Annotated in this window: 11 protein-coding genes; 4 read left to right on the top strand and 7 right to left on the bottom strand. The window is 64.7% G+C overall.

The features are described 5' to 3' along the window. Positions 1–431 precede the first annotated feature (431 nt). The 4 genes from C7I55_RS17685 to C7I55_RS17670 all read left to right on the top strand — a co-directional run bounded on the left by C7I55_RS17685 (position 432) and on the right by C7I55_RS17670 (position 3,824). A complete protein-coding gene (locus C7I55_RS17685) occupies positions 432–884 on the top strand; it encodes a glycosyltransferase family protein (protein WP_106514354.1) in 453 nt (150 codons plus the stop codon). A 23-nt stretch (positions 885–907) separates the two neighbouring features. Then, positions 908–1,375, top strand: coding sequence for a glycosyltransferase (locus C7I55_RS17680; RefSeq protein ID WP_158266477.1), 468 nt, complete (start codon positions 908–910; stop codon positions 1,373–1,375). Positions 1,376–1,530: 155 nt separating this feature from the next. After that, on the top strand, positions 1,531–2,325 hold the full coding sequence (locus tag C7I55_RS17675) for a transglutaminase-like cysteine peptidase (protein ID WP_106514352.1): 795 nt from the start codon (positions 1,531–1,533) through the stop codon (positions 2,323–2,325). A 140-nt stretch (positions 2,326–2,465) separates the two neighbouring features. Continuing rightward, the gene (locus C7I55_RS17670; protein WP_233222276.1) at positions 2,466–3,824 is read left to right on the top strand and encodes a cell wall hydrolase; all 1,359 of its coding nucleotides are present in this window, start codon (positions 2,466–2,468) and stop codon (positions 3,822–3,824) included. A gap of 246 nt (positions 3,825–4,070) precedes the next feature. Here C7I55_RS17670 and C7I55_RS17665 read toward each other — a convergent pair whose 3' ends face one another. The 7 genes from C7I55_RS17665 to C7I55_RS17635 are packed head-to-tail and all read right to left on the bottom strand — an operon-like array spanning position 4,071 to position 13,263. After that, positions 4,071–6,065, bottom strand: coding sequence for an acyltransferase family protein (locus tag C7I55_RS17665; protein ID WP_106514351.1), 1,995 nt, complete (start codon positions 6,063–6,065; stop codon positions 4,071–4,073). After that, positions 6,065–7,051 (bottom strand): glycosyltransferase family 2 protein, encoded by a 987-nt coding sequence (locus tag C7I55_RS17660; protein WP_106514350.1) that lies wholly within the window; start codon positions 7,049–7,051, stop codon positions 6,065–6,067. Before C7I55_RS17660 ends, C7I55_RS17665 begins: the two co-directional genes overlap by 1 nt. Next, complete coding sequence (locus C7I55_RS17655) at positions 7,048–8,394, bottom strand: MATE family efflux transporter (RefSeq protein ID WP_106514349.1); 1,347 nt, start codon at positions 8,392–8,394, stop codon at positions 7,048–7,050. The genes C7I55_RS17660 and C7I55_RS17655 overlap by 4 nt, the downstream gene beginning before the upstream one ends. Continuing rightward, positions 8,384–9,694 (bottom strand): O-antigen ligase family protein, encoded by a 1,311-nt coding sequence (locus tag C7I55_RS17650; RefSeq protein ID WP_106514348.1) that lies wholly within the window; start codon positions 9,692–9,694, stop codon positions 8,384–8,386. The genes C7I55_RS17655 and C7I55_RS17650 overlap by 11 nt, the downstream gene beginning before the upstream one ends. Next, positions 9,691–10,992 carry an O-antigen ligase family protein gene (locus C7I55_RS17645; protein ID WP_158266476.1) on the bottom strand — a complete coding sequence of 434 codons (1,302 nt, stop codon included), beginning with the start codon at positions 10,990–10,992 and terminating at the stop codon, positions 9,691–9,693. Before C7I55_RS17645 ends, C7I55_RS17650 begins: the two co-directional genes overlap by 4 nt. Positions 10,993–11,050: 58 nt before the next feature. Beyond that, complete coding sequence (locus tag C7I55_RS17640; RefSeq protein WP_106514346.1) at positions 11,051–12,175, bottom strand: acyltransferase family protein; 1,125 nt, start codon at positions 12,173–12,175, stop codon at positions 11,051–11,053. After that, positions 12,172–13,263 carry a glycosyltransferase gene (locus C7I55_RS17635; protein WP_106514345.1) on the bottom strand — a complete coding sequence of 364 codons (1,092 nt, stop codon included), beginning with the start codon at positions 13,261–13,263 and terminating at the stop codon, positions 12,172–12,174. Before C7I55_RS17635 ends, C7I55_RS17640 begins: the two co-directional genes overlap by 4 nt. Positions 13,264–13,362: the final 99 nt, after the last annotated feature.

The following is a 13,362-nucleotide window of genomic DNA, read 5'->3' as shown; positions in this document are numbered from 1 at the left end:
GCAGGGCGGCGGTGCGATCGGGATTGGTTGCAGACCAGCTCTTCCGGTCTGCGCCACCGTAGCGAAGCGGGAAAATGGCGGATTTACGCTGGTGCTTGGCGAGCGAGAGGAGCTTGCTGATAATTTTTTTCGCCAGATCGGAGCAAGTTTCCAACCGATTGCGCTTAACCTCGGTTCGCTTCGGCTTGCCTCAACTCCGTCTCGGTTCGTCGTGCCATGCTGATCGCTTCGTTCAGGATCAGCGATGGGACACCCACGCGTGCACGGCTGCGTTCTCACGTCTCGAACAGAATGCGGTTGCGCTGCAGCACGGGATACGCGAGGAATCACCCGCTGGTCATCGCGTGCAGCGCGCAACTATCCGGGGATCCGATGGAGATTAGAAGCATGGCCTTCCGCAGTGCAACACTGCGCATGGCGAGATTACGGCCGTGAGCCGGCCGAAACTGCTCGCGGTCGCGTCGGGCGGCGGGCACTGGACGCAGTTACTGCGCATGCGCCGCGCGTTCGACGACTTCGACGTATCCTACGTCTCCACCTTCGAGGGGCATGTCGACAATCTCGGCGGCGCACGGCTCTATATCGTTCCCGATGCCTCGCGCTTCGACGTGAAACCGTTCGGAAAGATCTTCTGGCGCGCGCTCAAGGTGATGGTGAAGGAGCGGCCGAAGGTGATCGTCACCACCGGCTCTGCGCCGATGCTCGCGTTCATGCTGCTCGGGCGGATGATGGGGGTGCATACCTTGTGGATCGATTCGATCGCCAATACCCAGAAACTCTCCTCCTCGGGCCGGATGGCGCGTAAATTCGTCAACACATGCGTCTCCCAATGGCCCGAAGTCGCCCAGAAGGAAGATGTCGCTTACTGGGGCCAGGTGCTATGATCTTCGCTTCCGTAGGATCGATGATGCCCTTCGATCGCATGACTCGTGCGATCGACGAATGGGCTGCCGAGCACCCGCACGTCCCCGTCTTCCTGCAGATCGGCGATGGGGAATATGAGCCGAAGGCCTGCGAGTGGAAGCGCATGGTGCCGCACGGCGAGTATCAGCGCCATCTCAACGCCTGCCAATTGTTCGTCGCCCATGTCGGCATGGGCTCGATCCTGCAGGCGCTCGAGATCGGCAAGCAGACGCTGCTGATGCCGCGCCGGGCCTCGTTGCGCGAGCATACGACCGACCACCAGCTCGACACTGCGGGCAAGTTCCGCAACCGGCCGGGTCTGCTGATTGTCGAGGAAGCGGCCGAGCTGCAGGCGCAGATGACGCGCCTGATCGAGCAGCCGATGGAAGGACCGCAGGGAATCGCCCCCGACGCGCCGGCGGAGACGATCGCCAATATCCGCGCCCATCTGGCGCAATTCGCAAAGGCATGAGTACGGGGACCATGGCTTCCCAGGCGGATTGATCCGGGACTCCGGCGATCCCCGCGCGGCGCCGAACATGGTCAATTTTGGGTTAACCGAATCGCTTAGGCAAATAGGGTAGACGCCGATGCCACTGCTCCGGCTCCTCGTTCAGGAGCCTGAAGGTGTCTCGCAGCGTCCTTGCTCTCGGCCTTGCGGCCGCGATCACGATCACGGCCCCCGCACACGCGGAGCGCCATGCCCCGTCGTTCGTGACGTTCGGCGACAGTGCCGACGCTCCAGCGGGTTTCCTCGATCTTTGCCTCCGCGAGCCCGGGTCTTGCGGGCTCGTCGGCGATCCGGCGTCTCCCGCGGAGTTGCGCGAGACAGTCGCCTGCCTGAACTCGGGCGGCACCGAGACGATCGCGCCGGCACATCAGGGTGAAGCGACCGTCGCCGGGCCATGCCCCCCCCTGACATCGATGACCGCTGCGGAAGCGACGCTGTCCGTCGGCGGAACCGGCGCAATTCGAACGATCCTTCCGCCGGACCGCTCCAACGGAAGCACGGCGCGTGGCGGATGGCAGCTCAAGACGGTTCGCGCGATCAACGAACATGTGAATGCGCGCGTACGCCAGCGGACCGACCGCGAGCGCTTCGGAGTCGACGAATATTGGCAGGCGTCCGGCACCGGCAAGGGCGCAGCCGGCGACTGCGAGGATATCGCGCTTCAGAAGCAGCAGGAATTGCTGGCCGCCGGTTTCCCGGCCGATCGGATGTTCCTGGCGGTCGTGTTCAGCAGCCGAATCGGCCTGCACACGGTGTTGGTCGTGCGGCTGGAGGACGGCGACGTCGTGCTCGACAGCGCCACCGGAGGGATCCGGAGCTGGGATCGGACGGGATATAGCTGGCTGCGTGTCCAGTCGCCAACGCGGAAACTGGAATGGCGGCGCGTGCGGCCACTTGAACGGAGCGCTTGAGCGGCCCTGCCGCCGGGATCGGTGCCTGACCCACCCGAACCTCCGATCAGGACGTAGCGCTGAGCTGAGGCCAGCCACCCTTTGCCGCACTGCACAACAACTCTGCTTGCTCGTCTCGCCGACTTTGCTATTGAGCATTCGTGTCTCCCGATGCCCTTTCCAGCGCCGCGCCGCATGAGGCGACGGCGCCCGGCCCGCTGACCGGAACGCAGGCCCAGACGCCGGGCGCGCTGCCGCCGCATTTCGATCCGCGCGCGGAGGTGCGGCCGCCGCGGACGCCCCTGCTGGCTTTCCTTCTCACCGGCTTCCTGGCGCTGCTCGGTGCGTGCGGAGCGCTTGCCTATCTGGCGCTCGACGAGGACGGACAGGCGCTGGCGAGGATCGCACGATCGGTCGGCATTCGGACTGGAGATGATCCGAATCGATCGCAAGCGCTGCCGATCCCTGCGGTCGAGCCTGTGCAATATCTCGACGTCCCGGCCGCGACGGCACAGGCGATCAACGCCAAGGTGCCGTTCACCAAGGAACCGGTGCCCGCCGCCTCGCCTCTCCGTCTGGCGCTGCCCGCCGCCGATCAGCAGCGTGCGGTCGATTGCCTCGCCTCGGCGGCCTGGTACGAAGCGGGGGATCGCATGCTCGATCAGGCGCCGGTGATCCAGGTCGTGCTGAACCGGATGCGGCATCCCGCCTTTCCGAAAACTGTCTGCGGAGTCGTCTACCAGGGATCGAGCCGCCAGACGGGTTGCCAATTCTCCTTCACTTGCGACGGATCGCTGCAGCGTCGCCGGCCTCCTGAGGTCGCCTGGGAGCGCGCGCGTGCGATGGCGCGAAGTGCCCTTGCCGGTGCGGTCTACGCGCCGGTCGGCTGGGCGACCCATTATCACACCGACTGGGTCGTCCCGAACTGGAGCTCCAGCGTCGACAAGGTCGCGGCGGTGAACACGCACCTCTTTTTCCGCTGGCGCGGCGCAATCGGCAAGCCCCCGGCTTTCCGCGGCGTGCACGAAGGCCGCGAGCCGATCACGCCGCTGCTCGCCGCCTTGTCGCCGGCGCACCGGCCCGGCGCCGAAACCGAGATTCCGACCATCGACGCCCCGCCTGCGCCGGGCGAGGCCCTGGCCCCGCCGCCGCCGCCGACCATCGATGCGCCCGTCCCCGAGGCGATGTTGCGCGGCAACGAGCTTCGCTCGGCCAGTGCCTCGGACAATCTGTTCGTGCTGCAGATCAAGCCGGACCAGTTCCCGGGCACATTGGCGCTGGTCGGTCTGGAAATGTGCAGATCGGCTCAGAAGGCGTGCACGGTGGTTGGCTTCTCCGGTACGCCGGGCCGGGTCCAGTCGAACGGTCTTGGACGGACGAGCTGGCCGGACAAGCGCCCCGATTTCTACTATTTCGTAGATCGCTCCCGCGGCCGCGAAAGGGCGCTGTGGAATTGCGATACCCTACCGCGCCCGGACAAGAAGCAGTGTATGCCGGCAGGGTTCCAAGGCGAGGGTTAGAGCGGCCGCTTTACCATGCGCTTCACACGCGGGTGAAGTCTTCGAGCCCCTCTTGCGACATCGGCAAGGACCGGGAACAGGATTCAGCTTTCACGCGCCGACTCCGGTCCCGCTCGGCGCACCCTTGGCACGATTCGCACGCCTCGCAGCGACGACTCTCTGCTCGCCCGAAGAGGCCGGCTCCAAGCGCCCCTACGTCCGAAGCGGCCTTTGATCCCGAAGGCCAAGATGCCCCGGCGCAAGAGATCAGCGCGCCATTGCCCGTGCGGCCTCTCCCATTCGGAGCTCCCTTCCGAGCGCCCTTGATCCGACGATGCTGAGATGTGCCGGGTCGCGATAGATCGGCTTCCCGCCGGCACTGATCCGGCAGGTTCCCGAACCACACAACGCTGCGTCGAACGAAAAGATCGGAACGATCCCGCGCTGCCCGGCTTCGGTAAGAAAGCGGCTGATCGGGGCTCGAAAGGCGAGATAATCCTCTCGCGAGAAGTCGCAGCGGCCATTCGGCGCGATGACCGGCTTGCCCTCGCTCTCGCGGGTCTGACAGCGCGCCATGTCGAAACCTGCCGAGGGCGGAGGTGCGACCAGGACGACCTTCTTTCCAAGGTGACGGACAGCGGCGACGGTGCGGATCAACGCAGCGTGAAGCTGCTCCATCGATTGGGCCTGTTCGACGAAGCTTTCTCCTCGCCGCTCCAGCGCACGCCAGCCCGGTTCCTGACCCGGCACATATTGGCCGAGCGCGCTGGACAGGATGACGGTGTCGATGCCGGGCGAACGCGCCAGCGACCTCAGAACGGAATCGTTGAAAGCTATGCAGCGCCTGGCCCAGTCCTCGGTCTGCTGCTCACCATTAACGGGAGCAAGGCCGAGGAACGGTCCACAGGAGGTGCGAGTCGCCTGCTCGACGCCTCCCGGGCTGCTTTCCGCCAAAGCAGGCCCGATGTGCATCGCGAACGAATCGCCCCAGATCAGGCTCGTTGGGTTCGGGGACGACTGGCATTCCCGACGCGGTGCGTAATCCCCCTTGGAATTGCAACTTGCCCCGATCCCGGTATTCCCGATGTGGAGTTCGGGATCGGGCCGGCCGAGGCTGCGGAGATAGGCAAACGAGCCGCCGAGCACGACGATCGGGATAAGCACCAGCAATGCGATCCTTCCGGCATCGAACCGCATGGAGCGGAAAGGCTGTTCGGCAAACCGGTATTGCAGCTCCATCCAGATCAGCATCGGGGCGAGCAGGGCGAGGTTCACCCACAATGGAACGGCCTGGATGAAGGTGTTGTTCGCGAATGCGAGGATCGGCCAATGCACGAGATACAGGGAGTAGGACCGGTCACCGATCGCGACCAGCGGCGCCAGAGGCCGAGAGGGGCGCAGATCGAGGCCGGGAACGAGCAGCAGCGCCGTGGCGAGGCATACGGCAAGCGCGGGAAGCCCCGGATGTCCGCGCTCGTCGAACAGCAGGGGCACGAGGATCAGCAGCGCCGCGGCGAGGAGGCGGGGCACCGGCATCGCGGCGGGCTTGATCCAGTCGCGCCGGATGAGCAGCGCCAGGATCGATCCGATTCCCAGCTCCCAGAGGCGCGTCGGAAGGAAATAAAAATTGGCCGACGGGCTGCGCTGGAGGAGCCATACGCAAGCTGCGGCGCTCACCACGGTGAGCGCGATCGTCAGCGGCAGTCGCATCCGCTTGGGCCAGAAGAACAGCAGGATCGGCAGCAGGAAGTAATATTGCTCCTCCAGCGACAGGGACCACATGTGGAGCAGCGGCTTGAGATGGGCGCCCGAATTGAAATAGTCGGACTGCTGCCACAGCACCGCGTTGACCACGAAGGCGAAGCTGCCGGCAAGCTGCGCGACGAAATCCCGATATTCCCAATAGTCGAGGAGAAACGGCGCCAGCGCGGCAGTCACACCCAGCGTGGCGTAAGCGGCGGGCAGCAGCCGCCGCGCCCGTCGTGCGTAGAAGCCCTTGAAGGTGAACCTTCCCTCCTCGAGCTCCCGCACGATGATCCCGGTCATGAGGTAACCCGACACCACGAAGAAGATATCGACCCCGAGAAAGCCCCCGGGAACGAAAGGCACATGGGCATGGTGGAGCAGAACCAGGATGATCGCCAAGGCACGCAGCAGCTGGATATCGATGCGCAGCCCGTGCGGCCGCGCAGGGCTGCGATCCGGTCGGGGTGCCTGCACGTCCGGCACCGATGGATCCAGTTGCGTGTAGGTGGAAGCCATCAAGCTTGCTTCAGCTCGATCGCGCCGAGTGGCCGATCCGGTGGCGTCCGCCGACGGAAGAAGCCGGCCAGGAGACCTGCGGCGCTGACGTTCCAGGCGGTCAGCGAGTAGAGGCCGAGCCGCAGGGAGCCGCGGCGCCAGGAGAGGAACAGCAACGGCACGAGGAGCAGGGCCAGCAGCACCATCGGGTGCCACGTGGCAAGCGCGACGATCAGCAGCAGCCACCAGAACATCACGGCAAGACCGTTGCGCACATGGCCGAGCCGACGAAGGACGATCGGCAGGTGGCGCCGCCCGATCGCTCCGCGCAGCACTTCGCCGGGTGCTCCCGAATAGCCCGAGCGGATCCGGCGCAGCAGCAGATGATAGCCATCCTCGGTATGGCCGAAATGATCGATCGCAGGAACGTCGATCCGGGCAAGCTTCCATCCGCGCGCTTGCAAACGGGACGCAAGTTCGAATTCCTCGAAGGCATGGAGATTGCGGTCCGCGAACCATCCTGCCTCCCGAACCGCGCTCGTCCGATAGAGACCCCCGCAATCGAGGCGATCGACGATCCCTGGAGCCCAGTTGCGATCGTTCGCCACCGTGTTGGCGCGGATCTGGAATTCGTGACCCTGGGTATTCCGCTCGCGGACATGCCCGCCGACGGCGGCGACGTCCGGATTGGCTTCCAGATAGGCGATGCCCGCCGGCAGGAAGCCAGGATCGATGATCATGTCGCCGTCGAGAAGATAGAAATACTCGCCGCGGGCGCTCTGAAAGGCGAGCTGGGCGCCGGCGCCGCAGCAGCGCTCGGCCGGATTGGCGAGTTGAACGATACGAACCGGGAAGCGCTGCGCGATCTCGATCGTGCGATCGGTCGAGCCGCTGTCTGCGAGGACGACCTCGCCGCCGAACGGGGCGACCGCAGCGACTGCGCTTTCCAGCGCGTCGGCGATCCGTTTCTCCTCGTTGAGCGCCTTGATCCCCACCGTTACTTTCACGCTGCGTCCTCCGCTTGGATTGATGGCTCCTGCCCATCGGAGTCCTCGCTCCGGGCCTTCGCCGCCGCTTGTCGTCGCCATCGATGCGCCTGCCGCCACGTCCAGCCGCCGAAGACGAGCTCCCCGGCAAGAATGCCGAGAATCGACCAGAGCGGGCCGACAGCGACGAGCATCACCAGCACGGCGACGATCGAAATGCCGCACGACACCATGCTGGCATGCGCAAGGGGACGGAAGGCGCCGGCGGCCTGCAGCAACGTCGACTCCGGTGTGCGGACCAGCCGCACCCCGGAGACTGCGAGCCACAGAGCGGTCCCGATCGCCAGCACGGATCGATCGTAATCGCGCGGAAACACCAGGTGCGGATCGACGACGAAGAGCATGATGGCCCCCGCGCACGTGGCGATCCAGGCGGCGAGCAGGACCATTCGGAAGAACAACACCGCCCTCCCCGCATCATCGATCCGACCGGAACCGATCTGCCGTGCCATCCGGGGACGCTCGAAGTCGCCGAGCGCATTCTGGGCCACGGCCATCGGCCGGATCATCAAAGCGGTTGCCGCGATCGGCGCGTAGGCGACCGGACCAGCGATCAAGGTGACGATGTAGACATGGGCGTTGATCGTCGCTTCGGTGGTAATGACGCCGACCAGCGACCAGCTCGAATGCTCGCGCCAGACCGGGCGATAATGCGCGAAGGCGCTGCGATCGATCGACAGAAGCGTGCGCAGATAGGCACGGCCGAAGGGCAGCATTCCCAGCGCCGCACTGAGCGCCATGACCGCGTAGCAGAGTTCCACTGATGTGGCCCGGGCAATGGCGAGCGCGCCAACGCCGCCGAGCAACACGACACTGTAGACGAGATCGGAGATGGTGACCCGGATCGGACGATCATGCGCATAAGCGTGCGTGCGCGCGAACCAGCGAAGCACGAACATCGCCGCGTAAACCCCGAACAGCAGGGCGCCGCTGAGCGAGACCTCGAGTGCGAGCCCGAGAACCGAGAACAGGCAGAACACGACAACGGAGCCGAGCGTCGACAAGGTCGTGAGTGCACGCACGGCGGGGGCTCGTCCAGCCGCATCGCCCCGGTTCAGGATCACCGGCAATGGCGCGCAGAACAGGGCCGACCACAGGCCTGCCGAGAAAATCGAAGTCACCAGAAGGAATGCGAACTTGCCGAACGCCGCAGGGGTAAGCAAGTGGAGCAGAACCAGCGAAAGGACGAATTGCGCGCCGGCGCCCGCCACCGGACCGACCGCCGCCATCGCATAGCGCAAGAGGCCCGATCCCACGCCGGACCTGCGCGCCGCCACCGCCACCGCGGGGGCCTCACCGCCCATCGCCGGCCTCCAGGATCGTTTCGCTGGTCGCCGGATTGGTCTCGCGCCAGATGAACGCCAGTGCGATGGTAAGGAAGACCTGCACGATCTGATCACGATCGAACAGGCTGGATTCGGTGAAATTGTGGCCCGCCGAAAACAGCAGGAGGGTGATCAGCAGGGCTCCCGTCGAGCGCGGTATCGTGCGGCTGCTCAGCAGTTTGGCAACCGGCCAGATCAGAGTGGCCATGATGACGATCAGCATGCCCGGAAAGCCGATCTGGATCAGCAGATCGAGATAGCCATTATGGCCGCTGGTGATCTGAGTGACCCAGCCTTTCGCATAATTGTAGATCGGGGTGGTTCCACCGATGTTCCAGAAGGCCCCGTAGCCGGAGCCGAACATCCAGTGATCCTGGGCGTATTCGATCAGCACGGGCCAGATCTGCACCCGGCCCGTGAAGGCATCCTTGGACGAGAATGGCGTGACGAGGACGTCCCAATAGAGTTCGGACGCGAGGAACAGGCCCGCGCCGATTACGCTCAGCAGGGGGATCAGCAGCGCTCGGTAGGCGGGATTGTAGCGGGCGTAGATGTAGCCGCACAACGCCGAGAAGATCAGAATGCCTGCCGACGTCTTGGAATTGGTACGGAACAGATAATAAGCGCAGGCCACGATCACGATCGTGCGGAGCCACGGCCGGATCGACTTAGCATCGAACATGAACAGGAGAATGGTCAGCGCGCAGGTGGCACCGGCGAAGTTCTTCTGCAGCATGACGCCGCGCCACGATCCGACGATGCCCGGGTCCGCAAGATCCGCCGCCTGGTGCACGCCGAACTGCGGAAAGCCGACTGACGCGACGTAATTGGCCACGAGAATGCCGGCCAGGATCAATCGCATCATGGACAAAGAGCGTCGATAGCCCGCCTGTTTGGCGATCATGAAGATCGTCCACATCACGATCGTGGTCAGCAACAGGCGACGGATGGAGATGTCCGGAACCGCAGACCAGGTGAGGCTGAGCCAGCACCAGCCGAGTGCGACGACCAGGATCAGCGGGATCGGGAGCAGTCGTTCCGGCTTTGCCAGCGGACGCGCCGCCCAGGCGAGGGTGAAGGCACAGCCGAAGAAGATCATCTGCCGCAGGGGATTGCCTTCACCCGTAAACGGCGCAGGCTTGTAGTTGATGTATGGCCCGAGCAGCACCAGGATGAGCATGATGGCGAGCACGACCAGAGCGGGAGTCGTGCGTTCGCGGGGCACGATCCGCACCCGGGTCCGCAGCGGCAGCTGCGCAGGGAGGCGAACGCTGGTCATGCCTGCCTTTCTTTGATCATCGGCTCTCTGACCATCGGGCGCGGATGCGCGATCCGAGCGTCGCGCGGGACCGGCGTAGAACGCGTGCGACGCACGGCATAAGTGCTTCCGAGCACGGAACTGATCATCGCGACGGCGAAGCTGAGAAATTGCTGCACCACCATATCGCGATCGAAAAGGCTGCTCTCCGTCAGATTGTGCCCCATGCAGAAGACGATCACCGCCAGCAGCAAGGCCCCGGTCTGCCGCGGCGCGGTGCGGCTGCTCAGCAAGCGGATCATCGGCCAGATGATCATCGCGACCACCGTGAGGATAAGGCCGGGAAGCCCGATCTGGACCAGCATGTCGAGATAGCCGTTATGCCCCGCAGCGATCCCGGTGACCCACCCTTCGGCATATTGGTAGATCGGGCTGGTCGGTCCGACGTTCCAGAAGGACCCGAACCCGGTGCCGGTCAACAGGTGATCGTTGGCGTAATTCACAAGCGGCGGCCAGATCTGCGTCCGGCCGGTGAAGGCATCCGGGCGCCGCAGCGGCTCGACGAGCGCGTCCCAGTTCGTCTCGACGTAGAGGACGGCGGCGCAGCCGGCCACGCTCAGCAAGGGGATGATCAGCGCACGATAGGATGGATTGTAGCGGGTGTAGATCCAGCCGGCGATCATCGCCAGCACGAGGATACCCTCCGACGTCTTTGACTTCGTCTTGTACAGAAAGAACAAGGACGCGACGATCACGGCGACGCGCAGCCATGGCTTGAGCTTCTGCGCATCGAACGAGAACAGGATGATGGTGAACGCGCAGATCGCCCCCGCGAAATTCTTCTGGGGAAGAACGCCGCGCCAGTTGCCGATCAGGTTCGGATCACCGATTTCTGCGATCTGGTGGATCGCAGCGGGCGTGACCACGATTGCAACGTAGTTGAGCACGAGGGTGATCAGCAGCAGCAGGCGGATCATCGCGATCGACCGCTCATGCCCGATTTCCTGCACCGACCGGAAGATCGAGAACATGATGATCGAGGTCAGGATCAAGCGGCGCATGCCGACCCCTGGCACGTCGGACCAGCTGAGGCTCAGCCAGCACCAGCCGAGCGCGATGGTGATCCCGAGGGGCAGCGCGAACAGGTTTCGCGGCTGGGTCAACGGCCGGGAGGCGATGAACGCAACGATGAAGATGAGGCTGTAGCAGAGCTGGCGCGCGAAATCGCCGTCGCCCGTGGCCGGGATGGTCTTGACCTTCTCGGACAGGGGATTGAGGCCGATCGTCACCATCCACAGCATGCAGAAGGTGGTGGTCATGAACGCCCCCCGGCGCACCGAGGCCCATCTGTCCGGCCGACCGGCGATGCCTACCATCTCACCCTGCCTCCGCCCGGCGAACCTCGGGGGCGCCGGCAAGCCGCGAGCGCTCCAAGCCCCGCATCAGACGAAGCAGCGGCTTTTCGAGGATGAAATGAGCCACGATCCCGGCCGTCGTCGATCCAACGACGATGACGCAGAACAGCAATTGGGCGGGCAGCATGTTCCCGCCGAGACGGAGGTTCAGCGCTGCCATCAGCGATATCACCGGTGAATGGACGAGGTAGATCGCATAGCTCGCCTCACCGAGCAGGATGAGGCTCGAAGGGATGCGCAACGGCCGCGCCCTCTCGAATACCACACTGCCGAGCACGATCGCAGCAAAGCCGAAAGCCAAGGCGAGCAGGAGCCAAGGCTTCGTTTGGCCAAGCGCAAGACGCGGCTCGACCAACCCCGTCGCGAACAGGAAGGCAAGCAGGAGGGCGCCGGCGCCGAAGACGAGCGCACCCGATTTGGCGGTCTTCATGCGTTGGAAGCCAGCGAAGGCAAGGGCGCCGACGAGGAAATAGAGGTTCCAGACGTGAGTCCAAGGAGTCTCGGTGTCGGCGAGCAGCAGCCCGTTGACCAACACCGCCGCCGTCCACGCCGCGATCAACGCGAATCCGATTCGCCGATTGAGGATGACGATCAGGAACGCGAAATAGAAGGTGACTTCATAGACCAAAGTCCATGCGACCTGCAGCGGCAGATCGAGCACGGGAACAAGCCGCAGCAGCGAATAGGAGGACAGCAGGTGCAGGGGAGCGGTGCTGAAATCGGCGTGCCCGAACCCCGCCGCCGAGCCCGCGATGAAGCCCGTTAGGACGATCCAGTAGACGGGATAGACGCGGGCGAAGCGGCGCCAGAGGTAGCGGCCCGCCCGCTCCGGCGTGCCGATATCCTTGGCGTGCGCGTAGAGAATGATGAAGCCGCTCAGCACGAAGAAGAAATTGACCCCCGTCCACCCGCGCGACGCCACGGTGTCGAAGACGTGGATACCGCCGTAAACCGGCTCTCTCAGAATCAGATTCGCGTGATAGACGACCACGGCAAGCGCCGCGATTCCGCGCATCGCCTGAAGCGAAAACAATGTCGATCGGCCCGTCCGTCCCTCGGCAGGATTGGCGGCTTCGGCTCCGCTCATGCGACCAGCGCCTCGTAGGCGTCGACCATCGCCGCATAGCTCGCCTCGTTGCCGAGCTTCGCAGACAATTCGGCCATGCGGGCATATTCGGTGGGATCATCGAGCAGCCGCCGCAAGGTCGCCGCGAGCCCCTCGGCATCCTGGGTGCCGACAGCCAGCCCGCAGCGCGTTCCGTCGCGCGCGGTGATCCCTTCGATCTGCACCGGAACGTCGGAGACGACCAGCGGCAGGCCAAGCTTGGCGGCTTCGACCAGGGCAAGGCTATGCCCCTCGAACAGGCTCACCTGGGCGAACACGTCGCCGTCCGCCAGGATCGCCATAGCTTCTTCGCGCGGACGATGGCCGAGGAAGGCGACTCGGTCTTCGATTCCGAGCTCCGCTGCGAGTGACTTCAGCGATTCCTCTTCCGGACCATTGCCGACGATCTTGAAGGTCGCGTCAGGCATGTGCGCCGCCGCGCGCAGCAGCAGCGGATAATTTTTCTGCGGTGCCAGCCTGCCTGTCGCGACGATCAGGCGGTTTCGCACCCGCCGCGGCCTGTGGCTCTCGGCCAGCGACTCGATCAGCGTCTCGATCCGCGGCGGCAGGGCGTTGTAGATGGTGCACCGACGCTGGCGGTACGGCGCCGGTTTTCCGTCCAGCGACGCTGCCACGGTGTTCGACACACTGACCACCGCCTTGACGCTCTTCAGCGATCCGGCAACTCCGTCGACCAGATTGAGGGCGGGATTGTGCGTCTCCGCCGGAGAATGATGCGAAGTCACGACGCGGGTCCCGCATCCCGCGAGGCGCGCTGCGATCGAGGCAAGTACGTTGGCCGCCGGCATTGCCGTGAACACGATTTCCGGCCGATCGCGCCGCAGTCGCGCTACGAGCGCACGCAACAGGCCCAGCGCGGCAAGCGGCCCGGAAGGCCGTTTCGGCACGATATAGTTCCACGGCAGGTGCGCCGCGGATTCCCGAACGGTCGCCCGGAATGGATAGAGCGCCGCCAGGACCACATCGTAGCCGCGCTCGGAAAACCCTTCGGCGAGATTCGCCCAGATCTCCTGGGCCCCACCGGCGGAAGAATGCGAAACCAAGAACATTACCGATCGAGCAGGCAAAACACGCCCCCCTTCCCCGTTACGTTTACCACTCCCCCGTTACGGCCCTTTTTTTGCCGAATGCCGCACCGCACTACAATT

It is taken from the genome of Allosphingosinicella deserti, assembly GCF_003012735.1.
GTDB classification, from domain to species: Bacteria; Pseudomonadota; Alphaproteobacteria; order Sphingomonadales; family Sphingomonadaceae; genus Allosphingosinicella; species Allosphingosinicella deserti.
The sequence above is the reverse complement of the archived record's forward strand: the minus strand, read 5'-3'. Positions and strand labels throughout refer to the sequence as shown.